This is a genomic window from Phyllobacterium sp. 628 (genome assembly GCF_014189505.1).
Lineage (GTDB): Bacteria > Pseudomonadota > Alphaproteobacteria > Rhizobiales > Rhizobiaceae > Phyllobacterium.
Genome location: NZ_CP050302.1, coordinates 117,013 through 134,097, shown reverse-complemented (window position 1 = coordinate 134,097; position 17,085 = coordinate 117,013). Strand labels below are relative to the sequence as shown.

The window sequence follows — 17,085 nt, the reverse complement described above, 5'->3', positions numbered from 1 at the left end:
TCAAACCGGTGGCTGGATGAGATCCTGAACCGGCAAGACTGTGTCGTCTTTCACCGTCTTGGTGATGATGTAGGTGAAATAGCGGTCAATCCCGAGGTCTTTTTGCAAGAGATCGTCAATCAACCGCTGATAGGTATCGATATCCCGCGTCGTAATTTTCAGGATATAATCCACACCGCCGCCGACCGACCAGCATGCGGTGACTTCCGGCAGCAGCTTGATGGCGCGCTCGAAACGCTCGAAATCGATCTGCTTGTGTGATCCAAGCGTCACTTCCACTAAAATGCTGGCAACAGGTGCCACGAGCCGCAAGGCAAGGCGTGCATGATATCCGGTAATGATACCAGCTTTTTCCAAGCGCCGAAGCCGGGTCCAACAGGGCGTCGGGGAAATACCCGCCAGTTCGGCCAGCGCAAGTTTCGTGATCCTTCCATCGCGCTGGATAGCGTCGAGAATACGGATATCGATGGCATCAAGCTTGGGGGCGCTCATGACTAATCCAGTTTAGAAGGTGGATTGATCATGACCCTGTGTTTTTTTGATTGTCAATTGAACTGACTTCAATCAATCTAAAATCATGACATTATGGCGTCCTGATATTAACTCACTCACCCGCCCGGCCTATCTCTCGCTGGCCGACCAGATTGCGCGCGCCGTAGGCGACGGTACTTTGGAAGCGGGCGCCCGGCTGCCAACCCACCGGAAAATGGCGGAGGATCTGAAACTGTCGGTCCAGACCGTCAGCCGGGCCTATGAGGAGCTCATCCGGCGGGGCATGCTTTCCGGCGAAACCGGGCGCGGCAGCTTCGTCAAGGCGCAGCGGCGGGAGATCGACCAGCCCTATCTGCCTGAGCGCCTTGGTGAAGTGATCGACCTATCGATCCTTAAACCCGTCTGTGAAAAGATGCACCATGAGCTGTTGAAGAAAGCGCTTGGCTGGCTTTCCGAAACTCTGCCCGCAAGTTCTGCTCTGTCGTTCCGCCCGAACGTTGTGTTTCCACGCCACCGCGCCACCGCTGTCAAATGGCTGCGCGGATGCGGTCTTGAAATACCCGCGTCGAATATCAGCGTGACGAATGGTGCAACGGCCGCCATGACGGTCGCCATCATGAGTGTGGCACCTGTCGGGTCGGTCATCGCGACTGAGGCAACGGGACATCATACCCTTGTGCCGCTTGCGTCCTATCTGGGTCTTACACTCAAGGGCATTGCCATTGACGATCAGGGGATCATCCCGGAAGCGCTCGACGCCGCATGCAAGGAATCCAGTATTCGTGCGCTGTTTGTGCAACCGGCTGCGATCAATCCATGTGCGACGGTGATGGGTTCCATCAGGCGGGCGCAAATTGTCGAAGTCGCGCGCAAACGCGATATCGCTATCGTCGAAAGTGATGTTCTCGGTCCGTTGGTCGAGGACAGGCCACCTCCCATCGCGGCATTGGCACCAGAGCGGACACTCTATTTCACCAGCTTCACCAAGACTGTGGTTCCGGGTCTGCGCATTGGCTATCTCGCGGCGCCGGACCGTTACGTGGCAGCCGTTGCAAACCGGCATCTGGTTTCCAACTGGATGGCCACGCCCATGGTAGCGGAGATCGCGAGCCGCTGGGTTGAAGACGGTACGGCGATGGATCTGGTGCAATGGCAGCGCCAGGCACTGCGGCGACGGCACGAGATCGCCTCGGACGTGCTGGCAGGAATGTTCTTCCGCTCGCATCCGCAGAGCCTGCATATCTGGCTGCCATTGCATGAGGATCGCAGTGAAGAATCCTTCGTAGCACAGGCGCGCTTGCAGAATGTCGCTATCGCTCCGGGGGCATCATTTCGCATTTCACAAGAAGAGTGGAAGCCGGCGGTGCGTATTTCTTTGGGTTCGACGACCGAGGAAGAATTGCGTCGCGGGTTGACAGTCGTGGGCAATCTCCTGCGAGGCGACCCGGAACACCTTCTGCTTGCTATTTGATCAGAACGGGCAAATTTGCGGCAAGGCAACTTATATTGTCATGATTTAATTTTTATAATTGACATGATTTGATAAGTCTCTCATCGTTTAGGGCATAGCCGGTCTCAACCAGAGGGAGAGACGCATGCCAAACGTCATCGAGACCAGAACGAGGCCTGCAGATATGCCGCCGATCATCGAGATCGACGGTATCAGCAAGAGCTTTGGTGCTTTCAAGGTTCTGGATCAATTGTCGTTCAATGTCGCACCGGGCGAGAAGCTGGCGCTTATTGGTCCGTCGGGTTCTGGCAAGACGACGATCTTGCGCATTTTGATGACGCTGGAGGGCATCGATAGCGGCGATATTCGTGTTGCCGGCGAACATCTTTACCAGATGAAGAAGAATGGCGGCTTGCAGCCAGCGGATGAAAACCATCTGCACACGATGCGTGCGCAGATCGGCATGGTGTTCCAGCTGTTCAACCTGTTTCCGCACAAATGCGTCCTCGACAATGTCACACTGGCACCGATGCTGACGAAGAATACGCCGCGCAAGCAGGCCGAAGAACAGGCCATGCAACTGCTGGAAATGGTTGGCCTTGTCGATAAGGCGAAGTCGATGCCATCGCAACTGTCCGGCGGACAGAAGCAGCGCGTTGCAATCGCCCGTGCTTTGGCGTTGCAACCAAAGATTATGCTTTTCGATGAAGTAACCTCGGCACTCGACCCCGAACTCGTTGAAGAAGTGTTGAATGTCCTTTGGCGTCTGTCCGAGGAGACGGACATGACCATGCTGCTCGTTACCCACGAGATGGGTTTTGCCCACGAATTTGCCGATCGCGTGCTTTTCTTTGATCGAGGCAAGATCGTCGAAGATGGCAAGCCGGATGAGATTTTCCGCAATCCCAAACAGGAACGCACGCAGGCCTTCCTGAAGAAAATCATCGCTGCAGGTCACAGGGTCTGAACCGGAAGCGACAGCAGAACACCTTAAAACACAAGAAAACTGAGGAGTTGGGAACATGTTGAATTTCAAGACAATCAGTGGATCGGTTGGAGCGATCGCACTGTCTGCATTGGCGCTTTCGATGCCTGCAAAGGCTGACGAGGCGTTGGACAAGCTGAAGGCGCAAGGTTTTGCGCGCATTGCCATTGCCAACGAGCCCCCGTTCACCGCCGTTAAGCCCGATGGCACTGTTTCGGGTGCGGGTCCGGATGTCGCGCGCGCAGTGTTCAAGAAGCTCGGTGTCGCCGATGTCGTTGCATCGATCTCCGAATATGGCGCCATGATCCCGGGCCTTCAGGCAGGGCGGCATGATGTCGTGACTGCCGGTCTGTTCATGAAACCGGAACGCTGCAAGGCAGTCGCCTATTCGGAGCCGATCCTATGTGACGCTGAGGCCTTTCTCGTGAAGAAGGGCAATCCAAAGGGCTTCAAGAGTTACAAAGACATTGCAGTGGACGCAAAAGCCACCATCGGTGCACCCGGCGGAGGCACAGAAGAGCGGCTTGCACTTGAGGCTGGTGTCCCGAGAGATCGCGTCATCGTTGTGCCCGACGGGCAGAGCGGCATCAAAATGCTGCAGGATGGACGCATTGATGTCTACTCGCTTCCCGTTCTCTCGATCAATGATCTGGTGAAGAAAGCTAATGATCCCAATGTCGAGGTGTTTGCTCCGGTTGTGAATGCTCCGGTCTATTGTGACGGAGCAGCCTTCCGCAAAGACCAGACGGCATTGCGGGACGAGTTCGACAAGGTGTTGGCCGAAATGAAAACGTCGGGTGAGTTTGCCAAGATTGTCGAACCTTACGGCTTCTCCGCCAAAGCGGCCATGTCCACGACGCGCGACAAACTTTGCGGTGGTTGACAACCATCGCCCTGCACTCGCTCCGGCTCGCTGGGCCGGAGTGATGCGCCGCTTGTTTCCATAAGAACGAAAGCATGACCTATGGGCCAATGGGCCGGATATTTACAGCTGATACTAGAAGGGGCGCTTGTGACCATCAAGCTGACCCTGATGGGTTCAGTGCTTGCGCTGATCATGGCATTCATTGCCGGTCTTGGCCGCATATCGCGACTCAGGCTCGTCCGTGCGTTGGCGACTGCTTACATAGAATTTTTTCGCGGCACATCGATTTTTGTCCAGCTCTTCTGGGCCTATTTTGTGCTGCCACTGCTCGGTTTCTCATTGACGCCGCTGCAGGCGGGCGTGCTGGCGCTTGGCCTTAATGTCGGTGCCTATGGCGCCGAAGTTGTTCGCGGCGCAATCAAATCCATCGGTAAGGAACAATACGAAGCCTGTATCGCCTTGAACTTCAACCGCTGGCAGAGCCTGCGTCATATCATTCTGCCGCAAGCCTTCGTGTTGATGCTGCCAACCTTCGGAAACAACGCCATTGAGCTTCTGAAAGCCTCTGCCGTCGTCTCGCTGATTTCACTGTCTGACATGACGTTTCAGGCGCAGGTCGTCCGAGCCCAGACGGGCAGCACGCTCATGCCGTTCCTCACCATTCTGGTGCTCTATTTTCTCATGTCTTCGGTCATTTCGTTCTCGATCAGAAATCTGGAACGCTATCTGACCCGCGGCCTTGACGGTGTGAGGTCCTGATATGGAATGGGATTGGGCCTTCGTTATTGAAATTCTTCCGACCCTTATTGAGGGCGTGAAGATCACCATTCTGGCAACTTTGCTTGGCTCGGCGCTTGCAGCAATCCTCGGCCTTGGTCTGGCAATCCTGCGCCGCTCGAAAAATCCGCTGATGGCAAAGCCGGTCGGTTTTCTTGCTGATTTTATTCGCGGTACACCACTGCTCGTCCAGCTTTATTTCATCTTCTACGTTCTGCCCGATGCGGGCATTACGCTTTCGCCCCTTGTTGCCGGCGTAATTGGCCTTGGTCTCCACTATGCGACATATACGGCAGAAGTCTATCGAGGCGGTATCGACAACGTTGCGCGCGGCCAATGGGAGGCAGCGCGCGCCTGCAATCTGTCGGCATTCCAGACGTGGACGCGCATCATTCTACCGCAAGCTCTACCGCCGATGATTCCGGCTCTCGCCAACTATTTCATTGCGATGTTCAAGGAAACGCCGCTGCTTTCAGCGATCACCGTGCTTGAGTTGATGAACCAGGCACGCAGCATTGCCAATTTCAACTACCGCTACATTGAACCGATCACACTGGTTGGTGCGTTCTTCCTGGTGATCAGTCTGGTCTCGGTCATTGCACTGCGTTGGCTCGAGCGCCGCTATGGCCGGATTGAGGAGAGGTAACATGGGTATCCCAGTTAGAGTCACGCAAACCATGACTCCACTCAGCTTTGATGACCGCCCCATCGCCAAACGTGTTGGGCTTGTCATTCTGGCAACGGATCACACAACAGAGCCCGATTTTCAGCGTATGGTCGCCAGCAGCAGGATTGGCCTCTACACCGCCCGTATTCCCTACGCCAATCCGACGACTCCTGAAAATCTGCGCCGCATGCAACCGGGACTAACGACCGGTGCTGGTTTGATCCTGCCCAGCGAAGATCTTGACGCTGTTGTATACTCTTGCACATCCGCCTCCGTTGTTATCGGCGATGATGAAATTGAAGCGGCAATCAAGGCCGCCAAACCCGGTGTGCCCGTCATCACTCCACCTCTGGCGGCTGTGCGGGCATTGCGCGAATTGGATGCCAAACGCATCAGCGTTCTGACGCCCTATACGATCGAAACAAGCATGCCGATGCTGGCCTACTTCTCGGCCAAGGGTTTTGAGATTGCACGCTTTACCTGCTTTGGCCTTGAGGATGACCGCGAGATGGCACGGATCAAGCCCGCCTCACTTGTCGCTGCAGCAGTGGAAGCAGCGGCGCCGGATAGCGATGCCCTGTTTATATCCTGTACCGCCATGCGCGCGGCCATCGCTGTGCCGGAAATCGAGGCTGGCCTTGGCAAACCAGTCGTTACCAGCAATCTGGCAACGGCTTGGGCGACGCTGCGTCTTTGCGGTGAAAACGAGCCGCGGCCTGAACTGGGCCGCCTGATGACACTCCCTATGTCCGGCTGGTGAAATCAAATGCAGGAAGCCTTTGTCACCTTGGCCGATATCAAGGCCGCCCATGCCGCGATCAAGCCCCATGTTCTGCGCACCCCAACCATGCGATCAGACAGTCTGTCGGAACATTGCGGGGTGCCCGTTCATCTGAAACTTGAGCACCGGCAAACAACGAGGGCATTCAAATTGCGCGGCGCAACCAATGCCTTGAGACAGTTGTCTGAAGCGGACAAACAGCGCGGCGTTGCCGCTGCATCAACCGGCAATCATGGCCGTGCTCTCGCCTATGCGGCAAGCTTGCAAGGCATACGTGCGATCATCTGCATGTCCAGTCTTGTCCCTGCCAATAAAGTCAATGAAATTCGCAAGCTCGGAGCTGACGTCCGCATTATTGGTAATTCGCAGGATGACGCACAGGACGAGGTCAATCGGCTGGTTGTTGAAAACGGCCTCGTCATGGTTCCGCCCTTTGACCACCCGGCCATTATCGCGGGCCAGGGAACAATCGGGCTCGAAATTGTTGACGATGTTCCAGACGTGGAAACTGTTCTCGTCCCGCTTTCCGGGGGAGGGCTTATTGCCGGCATTGCCGCTGCAATCAAGGCGCTGAAACCAAAAGTGCGGATCATCGGCCTATCGATGGAAAGCGGCGCAGCTATGCACGCAAGCCTGAGGGCTGGCCACCCGGTCAATGTCGAGGAACAGGCAAGCCTGGCGGATTCTCTTGGGGGCGGTATTGGCCTGAATAATAGTCTGACATTCCGCATGGTGCGTGACCTCGTTGATGAAATTGTCCTGCTGACTGAGGACGAGATCGCGGCCGGTATCTTCCACGCATATGCCAAGGAGCGGGAGATTATCGAAGGCGCGGCCGCCGTCGGCATTGCGGCTCTGCTTGCCGGCAAGATCACATTGAATGGACCTGTGGTTGCGCTCTTTTCCGGCCGCAATATCGATATGGAACAACACCGGCGGATTATGGCTGCTCACTATAGCGAGGCTGTACCATGCCCCGCATGACGATCATAACGGAAGCTGATCTGCGCCGTATCGTGACGCTTGATCTTGACGCCGTCACCTGCATAGAAGCCGCCTTTGAAGCCTTGGCTACCAAGCCCGTGGCCATGCCGCCAATCCTGCGGCTTGATATTCCGGAGCACCGTGGCGAGGTCGATGTGAAGACCGCCTATATCCCTGGTGTGGATTGCTTTGCAATCAAGATCAGCCCCGGTTTCTTCGACAATCCCAAAATCGGCTTGCCCAGTGTCAATGGCATGATGGTTCTGTTCTCCAGCAAAACCGGGCTGGTCGAAGCATTGCTGCTTGATAACGGTTATCTCACCGATATTCGCACCGCTGCTGCAGGCGCCGTCGCGGCCAAATATCTGGCGCGGCAAGACGCAAGCGTCGCGACCATTTTCGGCGCGGGCGTTCAGGCGCAGCTTCAATTGAAGGCACTGACCCTCGTCCGGCCTATTCGCGAGGTACGAATTTGGGCACGTGATCAGCAGAAGGCTGAGGCCGCCGCAAGAGCAATCAAAGCGGATCTGGGAATAAGTGCGCGCACTGAAAGTGATCCGGCAAAAGCTGTCGCTGGCAGCGATATTATTGTCACCACGACACCTTCCTCGGAACCGCTGCTTCGCGCCGAATGGCTGGAGCCCGGCCAGCATATTACGGCCATGGGATCTGACGCTGAGCACAAGAACGAGATTGATCCGTCGATCATCAGGTTCGCGGATCTTTACGTCGCTGACAGTCTGAAACAGACATGCCGGCTGGGTGAATTGCACCATGCCATAGCAGCGGGTCTCGTCGTTGAAGGTCAGAACTTTCCAGAGCTTGGCGAGATTATTGCTGGCATTCATCCCGGCCGCCGCTCTCACCTTGCCATCACCATTGCCGATCTGACCGGTACGGGCGTGCAAGACACCGCCATTGCAACGCTTGCCCGCGATCGCGCCAAAAATACCGGTGCTGGCACCGCCTTTGAAAGTTGATACGAAACGTGAGGAAACAGGAATGACCGAGCCCAATCTCAAGTTCAGTCGCGATGAGTTTGCACAAAGGCTGGCAAAAACCCGCAAGGCCATGGAGAAAAAGGGCATTGATGTTCTCATCTGCAGCGACCCTTCCAACATGGCGTGGCTGACGGGATATGACGGCTGGTCGTTCTATGTGCATCAGGCTGTGATCGTACCGCCTGAAGGCGAACCAATCTGGTACGGGCGCGGACAGGATGCCAACGGGGCCAAGCGCACCGCCTATCTCCATCACGACAATATCGTCGGCTATCCCGATCACTATGTTCAATCCACCGAACGTCATCCGATGGATTTCCTCTCGAAACTGCTGGAAGAGCGCGGCTGGGGCAACAAGACCATCGGCGTTGAAATGGACAATTACTGGTTTTCCGCGGCTGCCTTTGGTTCCCTGCAAAAGCACCTGCCCAATGCCCGGTTTGCCGATGGTACAGCACTGGTCAACTGGCAGCGTGCTGTGAAAAGCGCAACAGAACTCGACTACATGCGCAAGGCCGCCCGCATCGTCGAACTCATGCACCAGCGCATCGTCGACAAGGTCGAAGTCGGCATGCGCAAATGTGATCTCGTTGCCGAGATTTACGATGCAGGCATTCGCGGCACGAAGGATTTTGGCGGCGATTATCCTGCCATTGTGCCGCTGTTGCCATCCGGTGCAGACGCATCAGCGCCGCATCTCACATGGGATGATCAACCGATGAAAAGCGGCGAGGGCACGTTCTTCGAAATCGCCGGCTGCTTCAACCGCTATCACGTTCCGCTATCCCGCACGGTCTTTCTGGGCAAGCCAACCCAGGAATTTCTGGATGCTGAAAAGGCAACGCTTGAAGGCATGGAAGCGGGTCTGGCAGCCGCCAAACCTGGCAACACCTGCGAAGACATCGCCAATGCCTTCTTCGGCGTGTTGAAAAAATACGGCATCGTCAAAGACAACCGTACCGGCTATCCCATCGGCATTTCCTATCCGCCTGATTGGGGCGAGCGCACAATGAGCCTGCGCCCCGGTGACAAAACCGTGCTGGAACCCGGCATGACGTTCCATTTCATGACCGGCCTGTGGCTCGAAACCATGGGGCTGGAGATCACGGAAAGTATTCTGATCACCGATACGGGCGTCGAATGCCTTGCCAATGTTCCCCGGCAGCTCTTTGTGAAAAATTGAGACCATCATGCCTGTAAACAGTCTTCCCGTTTCGCCCATCACACCGACCGTGGACTTTGACAAAGACGGTGTGCATCACGGTTTCCTGCGCCTGCCTTACAGCCGGGACGATTCAGCCTGGGGATCAGTGATGATCCCCATCGCTGTTATCCGTAACGGCAAGGGCCCAACAGCGCTATTGACCGGCGGCAATCATGGTGACGAGTATGAGGGACCAATTGCCCTGTTTGATCTTGCCCGCACGCTCGATCCAAAAGACGTCAGTGGAACGGTCATCATTGTTCCAGCCATGAACTATCCGGCCTTTCGTGTGGGTACCCGCACGTCGCCCATAGACAAGGGCAACATGAACCGTAGCTTTCCGGGGCGCCCGGACGGAACCGTGACGCAAAAGATTGCCGATTACTTCACCCGCGAGCTATTGCCGCGCGCTGACATCGTCCTGGATTTCCACTCGGGCGGCAAAACGCTCGATTTCCTTCCCTTTGCCGCAGCGCATGTGCTGCCCGACAAGGCCCAGGAGAAAAGAGGCTTCGATGCTGTAAGGGCATTTTCTGCCCCATGGTCCATGCGGATGCTCGAGATTGATGCGGTCGGCATGTATGACACAACCGTCGAGGATTTAGGGAAGACGTTCGTGACGACTGAACTTGGCGGCGGCGGAACGGCACGAGCAGAAACAATCCGTATTGCCAAGCGCGGCGCCATCAATATCCTGCGCCATGCCAATATTGTCAGCGGCGACGTTGAATTGCAGGACACGCGATGGATCGATATGCCATCGGGCGATTGTTTTTCATTCGCCGAGGAAAGCGGCATGATCGAAACGCTGATAGACCTTGGCGATACGGTCGAAGCCGATCAAATCATTGCCCGCATCTATCCGGTTGGCCGGACTGGAATCGCCCCGGCAGAAATCCGGGCCAAATTGTCCGGTATCCTTGCAGCCCGGCATTTTCCAGGATTGGTCAATGCTGGAGATTGTGTCTCTGTCATCGCCGTTGCAACTGGCTAGGCATGAGGGTTGTCATACGACCACCTCAATCATCACAATAATTCACAATGAATATTCATAACAGGAAAAACCGCGACTTTCATATCGGCTACATATCGCATCAAATTGGTGAATTTCTCTAAAAATACAACAAAATATAATGGCATCGCCTGCAATATTCTCGAATTTGCGCTAGGTATTTGTGATGTCATATGACAGTCTTGTGACAAATTCATAACTCGATTGGCAAAGAATTGTGATCCCGCGCTTTGCTGTAACCCGGAGATGATTTGATGACGTTCGGTCCTGGCGCAATCCTGTTTTCCAAACTCTACCGCAATATCGAACTTGCAAAACAGGCAGCGATCGCCGCAGCGACCTATTCGGCGAAACAAGGCCAAACGCCGCAAATCATCGCAAAGGCCCTTGGTTATAGTGATGGCGGTCAAGCTCTTGCCAAAGCCAACAACATGCGGGTCGATCAGGTGCTCGATATGGGTACGGTGCTTGTAATCCCGAAGATCGATCCGGTTACAGATGCATCCCAAGTCAAGTTCAACAGCGCAGTTGCCGCAAGCAAGAATGGTGCGCCGCCATCCATTCTTGCTGATGTCGAAGCCGGGAAAAGCATCGACCAGATGGTTGCGGACCGCGGATTAAGCCGCCCTGAAATTATCAGGCAGATGGAAGCGGCGGGACTTGGGCTCGAAACGGTTGACCCGACCAGCGACAATGGCGATGTCAGAACAATCAGGATTGTGGACCGTGAAAGCGGCAAGGTCATCGCCAGTCACTATGAAGATTTCCAGCATGGCGATACTTCGGCGACGATCACCAATGCTGAAGGAAAAGAGGTCGCTGTTCCCATCTCTAAAGCCCCTATAAACAGTAGCCAAAAGCCGTTCACGCCCCAAGGTGATCCGGAACAGGAAGTCGACGGGCGTGTCGACCATCGTATTCAAAAAACTGAAAATCTGGATGGCATTGCACGGGTATACAATCAGGCCCGTTCAGACATTCTGGAGTTTAATCCCATTCCAGACGCCAACAGGATCAATGAAGGTGGATCACTCCTTGTCCTGAGCAAGGAACGGCGCACCAGCCTCGAAACCATCAATTCCTTGCAGGCTGACGTCGATAAGGCAGTATCACCGGCGGAAAAGGACGATAAGACCCGTGCGCTCAAGCTTGCCGTAAACACAGATTTGCTTTCAGCCGCAAAGAATGGCGGCTATGCACCTGAAACATTGAAGCTGTATCTCGATCAGCGGCAGGGCGACCTTGAAGCCTTGGGACCAAAGACAGGCGCGTATAAAACCATCGTGTCGGACGAGCGAAAAGCCGTTGAAGATGGCTTCAATGCCGTTTTCAAACCGCTGAGCTCATCGATAACAGCCGCCCAGCAGGATCCTTCTCGCTGGGGTGACGTTCAGACCGAAATAACACGCCAGTTCGAAACACTCGCCAAGGATGCTCCTGACGGCGGCGAAGCCGCCATTAACAACGCCCGCGAAACCTTGAAACTCTATGGCCCGGCCGACATCAAGTTCACCGACGCCCTTGATGCCAGCGGATATGAAGTTCTTGTCGGCAAGCCCGCCCGCAGCGTTCAGGAGGCCTATTCCAAGGGCGAGAATAAATTTAACGGCCTTAATGGCCATGCCGGGAAAGAAGCGCAGCGGGAAGACGGTGCAAGCCGCGCTGCTAAGACCCTGAATGAAGTAACGAAGAATTTAACGCCGGAAACGGCAATTCTCATTCTCAAGGAAGCCAATAAAGAGACCAATGCGCTGGGTGATCCGAAGACGAAAGTGATTGATCTGATCGAGCAAACGATTGGCAAGCGCACGGCAATAGCTTCAGGCGCCAGCCCCGACCATCTGCTCGGCGGCAAAAACTCCAACATTGCTGATGAGATCAAATTTTCGTTGCAATTAACGCAGCGCGATACGGTCGCCAATTACTCAAGCGTCATGGGACACATCGTGAAGGCCCCCCAGGGGAAAACCATTATCGACGAGCGGGCGCTGTCGATAGCGAAATCGATCAAGTCTACGCAGGATCAGACCTTCACGGATTGGGAAAACAAACTTCCAGAGAAGACGCGCGGCTTCACGCTGGACGACAAGAAGAAGATCGGCAAGGAAATGGGAATCCCTTATCCGGAGATCAAAGCCGCTATGCCGGATCAAATAGGCGAGCCCTTCCGCAAAGCGGTCGCCAATGGCGAGGATCCCTCCCTGACGCTTGCTGTTATCAAGCAACTTAAGAACTCCGGCGACGTGGCCAATGCCGCTATTGTTCTGGATGCCGCCATCAAAGGTGCCGACGACCTTGTAGCGAATAGCAGGAATATTGTCGGGGAATTCTCGAAAGACCATCTTGTTGTGGCAGACGACTGGAAGTCATCCCTATCAACGAAACAACTGACTGATGGTATCAATGAATCGATTGCCAAAAACCCTGGCAGCAAAGACAAAATGGATGCTCAGGGAACATTGATCTTCCGGAGTTTGGCTGCGCTTCATGGTGTAGAAAGCGATTTGCAGGGCCTACCGGGTTTTGATCGCTATCAGGCGAGCATCCATACACTTGAACATGATGATCAGACGCAATTCGCTGTCAACAACAGTGAAGGCGCTTGGAAAGAGATGGGTGAGGCCTACATAGAAAGCACGACGCCTGCCGATAAGGTTCCTGTTCCCAATACACCGAGCCTGTTCTGGTCCGGCCGGGCGGTCATCGGTATGCATAAAACCCTTGCCGCTTACGAAGCACTTGGCGGCAACAAAGCGTATAAGCCGCCCACGCCGGGAAGCATCGATCTCGCATCACGTCTCAATCCGGCACAAGTCGACGGGAAGCTGGCCCAGAGTTCTTCCGTCCTGCTGAATGGACCCAATGCAACAACCGACCCGGCCGCTCGCAAGGCCGCGCTTGAGAGTTTGAGCAAGTCCTTTGACGGTTCGAAATTTGATCCCCGTGCGGGCATTACGACAGCCTCAGGTTTCGGCAAGGGATTGGCGGCAATACAAGGCCTGCTTTATCTCGGCAGCACGGCCGAGAACGCCGCGAACCCGGATCTTCTTTCAAAATCGTTTGCCGTCTGGCTGACAGGCGGCATTGCCTATGAAGCTGGTCAGTTTGGAGCCGGTCTGGCCCGCTCGGTGGTCGAAAATGGACGCTTTCCAAAAGGTGGCTTTCTTGACCGGGCTTCCAGTTTCGCCGAAGTCAGCGGCACGCCGAAATGGAACTGGTTCTCCAAATATTTTGATCGTGCCGGCGGCGTGCTGATGGTTGCCTATACCCTTGACCACGTCGCCAAGGGCAAGTGGGCCAATTCTGCCTTTGCCGCGACCACCACGCTGGGAACATTCCTGTCGATGATGAAATCCCCCAAGGCCGGATTGTGGGGCGCTGGACTTGCGGTCGTCGGGATTGTTGGTGAAATGGTCTACAACAATATTCGCAAGAGCCAGGCTGCGAGCTATTATGAAGGCCCCACGGAACAGTTTCTGATCAAAGCCAATTTCAGACCGGAAGCTGCAAAAATTCTCGCTGATCACGATGATGAGGGAAACAGTGTCGGCTCGATTATTGAGCCGCTTGCCAAACAGCTCAAGATGACCCCCGAAGCTCTGACGGAAATGCTGCGGACCTCCACCGATGACGCAAGGCTGAAGGAGTTTGTCCGGAACGTGCACGAGGTGAAACCCGATAAGAACAGCAGGCAGTATCCGATGTCTGCACCCGAACGTCTGCCGCCTCTGAAAATGCCCGACGGCGGCACCGTATCCCGTGACCCATCGGAGGGCCGTGCGCGCACGATTCCGGAACTGGCCGACTGGGTAGGGCAAAACCTTATCCTGACGAACTAGACCGCTCCCGGGATTAAACGGTGCTGTCTTCAGGACAAGTGGGTGCCATTTACGGTATCCGCGAACAAAAGCGTGTTACTGCTTCATTTCAAGGAACGACATGGTAATTACAGTTCCAACATCGACTGTGGAAGTCAGCGTTATGTCGCCATTTGCCTGGCGTACGAAGCCATAGACGATTGCCAATCCAAGTCCGGTCCCGCCGGATGATCTCCGTGTGGTGAAATACGGTTCGAAAACACGGTCGATGAGTTCGGGCGGTATCCCCTTGCCGGTATCCGTAACGATGACACGCACCCGATTGTCCAAGCGTTCAAGCCTTATACTGATGTCGCCACCATCGGGCATAGCTGCTGCCGAGTTGCGGCAGATATTGACGATTGCCTGTTCAAACAGGCCCGGATCAAGCGACACTTCAGGCAAGTTTCCGGGTGCGGATATGGTGAGACTGATCTGCGGCCCCAGTATGACATGCAAGACATCCTCGATGCCGCGCAGTGTTTTTCGCAGGTCACACCGTACCGGACTGTTGTGCTGTTTGCTGGCAAAGGAAAGCATGCCTTCCACCAGTTCTTTGCCCCGTTCCGAGGCTTTGCGGATGCGCGCGACATTGCGCTTTTGGGCATCGGAAAGCGTGCCCATCTTTTCCAGCATGCCGACGCTGCCAACCACAATCCCGATCATATTGCCAAGCTCATGGCTGAGTTGATGACTGAGGCGCACCATGCCATCAAGCCTTTTCGCCCGCTGGACTTCCTGTTCCTGCATTTCCTGTTCAGTGATGTCGCGTACGACGACAATGGAACGGTCACCCGGCTGATCCGTGCGGGAAACTTCAAGAATCCTGTTGTTCTTGCTGACGCGTGTAATGCTCGGCACACCATCCGGTGCTTCTGCTTCAATGGGTACGGTGAACGCCGAAGCCAGTTGCGGCAGGCTCCAGGTACGGGCCGCTGCTCCGACGCCGGCAAATTCAACAATACGCCGGTTCATCGCCATGGCTCTGCCATTCGCGTCGAACAGGGCGATGCCTTCATTCATGCTGCGGAATGTCCAGCGGATCGTGCGGGCGGCGCGCGTTGCCCGGATATGCAGATGATTGAAGCGTTCGACACTGCTTTTGAAAGCATTGAACGCTCGAATAAGATCCTGCAATTCCGTTTCGTTTGTTCCAACTAGGGGCAGGCGGACGTCTTTTTCGCCTCTTGCCAATCGGTTCAAGGCATCCGAAATTCTGGCAATCCCGGCGGACACACGGATGATCGAATAATAGACTGTGACAACACAGAGGATGATTGCAAGCAGCACCGTTGCAAGAACAAAGGTCCGCATACTGTCGAGATTGTTGGATATGGCAGCAATACCGGAATTGAAGTCACTTCGAAGCAATTGGCTCTGTTGTTCGAGCCCGGCGGTGAGCTTCTGTGATGCATTGCGCATCTCGCTCAAGATGCTGCGCATCTCGATGAAGCGGCGCAAATAGGTCTCACGCATCTGAAAGATTTGCTCGTAGATGCTGTATTGAACAGATTGCCGCTCTGCGGCAGCATCCGTCAGGGCGATTGTGGAACGGCGAAGATAAGACCGGCGCATTTCGCCGAGGCTGAAGAGGCTATCGGCAGACGCTGCGTTCAATGCGAATTGTCTGAGCTGCAGATCCGGTTCGGTGCCCGAACCCTCGATATGCCGGATTGTTTCGACGTTACGGGCAATCTTGTCTTTGTAGAGTTGCGCCTCCTCTGCGGCGGCGGCCAGCTTCAAGGTGGTTGCGCGGACCAATCCCAGTGCCTCGACCAATTCCGCTGTACCTGGAGCATTGGCACCGCCGGATGATCCGCCATTGCGGGCAATATATCCGCTCAAGGAATCAATCTGTTCGGCAATGGACAGACTTTCGTCGGAGAGCCGGTATGGCGAGGTTGTGTTGAGGATGAAGGGCGCGGATGAGAGCAGCGCCGATGCCTGGCGGGAAATATTGGAGGCAACAGCGAGATCAGCGTAGGTCTGTACGCCGTAGGATGTCATTTGAGCCTTGGCATCCGTCAGGCTTTTTACCGCCATCAGAGAGAGCAGCAGCACAAGTGCACAAATAAAGCCGATGGCGAGAGGGATACGGAAGGCGATCGAATTGAAGAACCGGTCGGCAATCACTGGGCAGCCTGCTCTGCTGCGTCAAGAACAAGCATATAACCTTTACCGCGATTGGTCTTGATGTGCTTTGGCATGGATGGGTTGCGTTCAATCTTGCGCCTCAGCCTTAAGACGAGGACATCAATGTTGCGGTCAATGTAGAGCCGTCCGTCTGAACCGAGACGCTGCAGGATTTCGACACGGTCGATAGAGGTCCCCGGCTTTGCCGCCAATATTTCGAGCAATGAGAATTCGGCGTTGGTAAGCGTCGCGACAGGGTTGCTTGTAGAATACGCCATGCGTGCTTCCAGATCGATCAGCCAATCGCCTATTTTGATCGTTTTGGTATTCACCTGCCGTTCGGGTTGCTCCGTGGTGCGGCTCGTATTCCCTGACCGGCGCAGAACGGCCTTAATGCGCGCCGCCAGCTCGATCGGCTCAAATGGCTTGACGACATAATCATCGGCGGCTGTTTCCAGTCCCAGCACACGGTCAATCGAGCTGCCGGCAGCCGTGACCATAATAATTCCCTTGTCCGTGTCACGCCGAAACCGCTGTGCCAGCGAGCGGCCGGAAATACCGGGCAGATTATGGTCGACCAAAAGCAGAGAGATGGACGCGTCGTCAATTCTTTCCAGCGCTTCCTCCGCAGAAAAAACGCGAATGGCTTCCCACCCCTCCGATTCCACCAGATCAGCAATAACTTCGGACATATCAGGATCGTCTTCGACGATCAGAATTCGAACCGGTGAAACATTCAAAACAAGTCCTCCCACGGCCATGCTCACATGTTGTGAGTTCTAGTATGAATAAGAGACTTTGTCAGCCAGCGGATGAATACATCGGACTATCGGATACTGTAACAATTGAAAGAAAAAAACCGGGCGGTTGTCATGTA

14 protein-coding genes are annotated in these 17,085 nt (G+C 55.0%); 11 read left to right on the top strand and 3 right to left on the bottom strand.

From position 1 onward, the window contains the following. Positions 1-492, bottom strand: coding sequence for an Lrp/AsnC family transcriptional regulator (locus HB779_RS21205; protein WP_188346322.1), 492 nt, complete (start codon positions 490-492; stop codon positions 1-3). Positions 493-577: 85 nt separating this feature from the next. Here HB779_RS21205 and HB779_RS21200 point away from each other — a divergent pair, with 85 nt between their 5' ends. The 11 genes from HB779_RS21200 (at position 578) to HB779_RS21150 (ending at position 14,057) form a co-directional block, all read left to right on the top strand. Further along, positions 578-1,963, top strand: coding sequence for a PLP-dependent aminotransferase family protein (locus HB779_RS21200; protein ID WP_188346321.1), 1,386 nt, complete (start codon positions 578-580; stop codon positions 1,961-1,963). A gap of 163 nt (positions 1,964-2,126) precedes the next feature. After that, a complete protein-coding gene (ehuA, locus tag HB779_RS21195) occupies positions 2,127-2,909 on the top strand; it encodes an ectoine/hydroxyectoine ABC transporter ATP-binding protein EhuA (RefSeq protein WP_188346400.1) in 783 nt (260 codons plus the stop codon). A 55-nt stretch (positions 2,910-2,964) separates the two neighbouring features. Further along, entirely contained in the window at positions 2,965-3,810 is an 846-nt protein-coding gene (ehuB, locus tag HB779_RS21190; protein WP_188346320.1) for an ectoine/hydroxyectoine ABC transporter substrate-binding protein EhuB, read from the top strand. Positions 3,811-3,891: 81 nt separating this feature from the next. Continuing rightward, on the top strand, positions 3,892-4,551 hold the full coding sequence (gene ehuC / locus HB779_RS21185; protein WP_188346319.1) for an ectoine/hydroxyectoine ABC transporter permease subunit EhuC: 660 nt from the start codon (positions 3,892-3,894) through the stop codon (positions 4,549-4,551). Between the two features lies 1 nt (position 4,552). Further along, on the top strand, positions 4,553-5,215 hold the full coding sequence (gene ehuD / locus HB779_RS21180) for an ectoine/hydroxyectoine ABC transporter permease subunit EhuD (protein ID WP_188346318.1): 663 nt from the start codon (positions 4,553-4,555) through the stop codon (positions 5,213-5,215). A gap of 1 nt (position 5,216) precedes the next feature. Continuing rightward, positions 5,217-5,996 (top strand): ectoine utilization protein EutA, encoded by a 780-nt coding sequence (eutA, locus tag HB779_RS21175; protein ID WP_188346317.1) that lies wholly within the window; start codon positions 5,217-5,219, stop codon positions 5,994-5,996. Positions 5,997-6,002: 6 nt separating this feature from the next. Then, positions 6,003-7,001, top strand: a complete 999-nt coding sequence (gene eutB, locus HB779_RS21170; RefSeq protein ID WP_188346316.1) for a hydroxyectoine utilization dehydratase EutB — start codon at positions 6,003-6,005, stop codon at positions 6,999-7,001. Then, positions 6,989-7,981: an ectoine utilization protein EutC gene (gene eutC, locus HB779_RS21165; protein WP_188346315.1), complete on the top strand. Its 993-nt coding sequence runs from the start codon at positions 6,989-6,991 to the stop codon at positions 7,979-7,981. The genes eutB and eutC overlap by 13 nt, the downstream gene beginning before the upstream one ends. Before the next feature lie 22 nt (positions 7,982-8,003). Then, positions 8,004-9,185 carry an ectoine hydrolase DoeA gene (doeA, locus tag HB779_RS21160; protein WP_188346314.1) on the top strand — a complete coding sequence of 394 codons (1,182 nt, stop codon included), beginning with the start codon at positions 8,004-8,006 and terminating at the stop codon, positions 9,183-9,185. A gap of 7 nt (positions 9,186-9,192) precedes the next feature. Continuing rightward, a complete protein-coding gene (doeB, locus tag HB779_RS21155) occupies positions 9,193-10,200 on the top strand; it encodes a N(2)-acetyl-L-2,4-diaminobutanoate deacetylase DoeB (RefSeq protein WP_188346313.1) in 1,008 nt (335 codons plus the stop codon). A gap of 272 nt (positions 10,201-10,472) precedes the next feature. Further along, a complete protein-coding gene (locus tag HB779_RS21150) occupies positions 10,473-14,057 on the top strand; it encodes a LysM domain-containing protein (RefSeq protein WP_188346312.1) in 3,585 nt (1,194 codons plus the stop codon). A 75-nt stretch (positions 14,058-14,132) separates the two neighbouring features. Here the strand turns inward: HB779_RS21150 and HB779_RS21145 are convergent, their stop codons facing one another. Both HB779_RS21145 and HB779_RS21140 read right to left on the bottom strand, forming a co-directional pair. Then, positions 14,133-16,208 (bottom strand): ATP-binding protein, encoded by a 2,076-nt coding sequence (locus HB779_RS21145; RefSeq protein ID WP_188346311.1) that lies wholly within the window; start codon positions 16,206-16,208, stop codon positions 14,133-14,135. Continuing rightward, positions 16,205-16,963, bottom strand: coding sequence for a response regulator transcription factor (locus tag HB779_RS21140; protein WP_256440681.1), 759 nt, complete (start codon positions 16,961-16,963; stop codon positions 16,205-16,207). The genes HB779_RS21145 and HB779_RS21140 overlap by 4 nt, the downstream gene beginning before the upstream one ends. Positions 16,964-17,085: the final 122 nt, after the last annotated feature.

Coding starts and splice junctions, on each gene's coding strand:
- ehuD (WP_188346318.1), top strand. CDS start 4,553: ATGGAATGGGATTGGGCCTTCGTTATTGAAATTCTTCCGACCCTTATT.
- ehuA (WP_188346400.1), top strand. CDS start 2,127: ATGCCGCCGATCATCGAGATCGACGGTATCAGCAAGAGCTTTGGTGCT.
- eutB (WP_188346316.1), top strand. CDS start 6,003: ATGCAGGAAGCCTTTGTCACCTTGGCCGATATCAAGGCCGCCCATGCC.
- eutA (WP_188346317.1), top strand. CDS start 5,217: ATGGGTATCCCAGTTAGAGTCACGCAAACCATGACTCCACTCAGCTTT.
- ehuC (WP_188346319.1), top strand. CDS start 3,892: ATGGGCCAATGGGCCGGATATTTACAGCTGATACTAGAAGGGGCGCTT.
- HB779_RS21200 (WP_188346321.1), top strand. CDS start 578: ATGACATTATGGCGTCCTGATATTAACTCACTCACCCGCCCGGCCTAT.
- eutC (WP_188346315.1), top strand. CDS start 6,989: ATGCCCCGCATGACGATCATAACGGAAGCTGATCTGCGCCGTATCGTG.
- doeA (WP_188346314.1), top strand. CDS start 8,004: ATGACCGAGCCCAATCTCAAGTTCAGTCGCGATGAGTTTGCACAAAGG.
- ehuB (WP_188346320.1), top strand. CDS start 2,965: ATGTTGAATTTCAAGACAATCAGTGGATCGGTTGGAGCGATCGCACTG.
- HB779_RS21150 (WP_188346312.1), top strand. CDS start 10,473: ATGACGTTCGGTCCTGGCGCAATCCTGTTTTCCAAACTCTACCGCAAT.
- HB779_RS21205 (WP_188346322.1), bottom strand. CDS start 492: ATGAGCGCCCCCAAGCTTGATGCCATCGATATCCGTATTCTCGACGCT.
- doeB (WP_188346313.1), top strand. CDS start 9,193: ATGCCTGTAAACAGTCTTCCCGTTTCGCCCATCACACCGACCGTGGAC.